Genomic DNA, 532 nt, shown 5'->3' with positions numbered 1-532 from the left:
TCTCTTTTTTCGGTGGAAAACTGCGGTTTTTACCCCAAAAGGGGGGGTAATTATGCACGGCATAAACGGGCGACATCCGAGAACCGTGCAAGAGAGTATTTGCTCAGGAAGAAGGAGCGAATGGGACGGTCAGCGGCCCCGACCTCGGCTATTCTCCCGCGAGCGATTCCGGCCAATTTCTCTGGCTCGTTCCCGTTGAGCCTCAACCGCCTGATCTTGGAGTTTCTGGCGTAGCTGTTGGGCCAGTTTCACGCAGCCCTCGATAACCTTCTCCCGGTATTGGGTCGGAATATCCCTCAGAGCCTTCACAAGAGGCTCCAGACGGCTCTGAAGCTGTTTCAGGCTCTCTCTGTCTTCCTTGGCCCGTTTGGTCGCTGTGCGGGCAACTGTGGCGCTCTGAACGGCAGGTTCATAATGCTGCTGAACGGTCTGACTGATGCGTTTTGCCACCTGCTCAGGGTCTTCCACAACACGGCTAAAAATCCCCTTCTTGAGCACCTGCGGTTCTAGGTCAGCAGGGGTCAGGTTTTTG

General features: G+C 55.5%; 1 protein-coding gene. It reads right to left on the bottom strand.

Annotation, left to right across the window (positions count from 1 at the left end):
• Positions 1–129: 129 nt before the first annotated feature.
• A partial coding sequence (locus KP705_RS16745) for a hypothetical protein (RefSeq protein ID WP_215765071.1) occupies positions 130–532 on the bottom strand: 403 nt, incomplete at its 5' end.

Source organism: Gluconobacter sp. P1D12_c, from assembly GCF_018812105.1.
Lineage (GTDB): Bacteria > Pseudomonadota > Alphaproteobacteria > Acetobacterales > Acetobacteraceae > Gluconobacter > Gluconobacter oxydans_A.
This window is presented reverse-complemented; position numbering and strand designations above follow the sequence as displayed.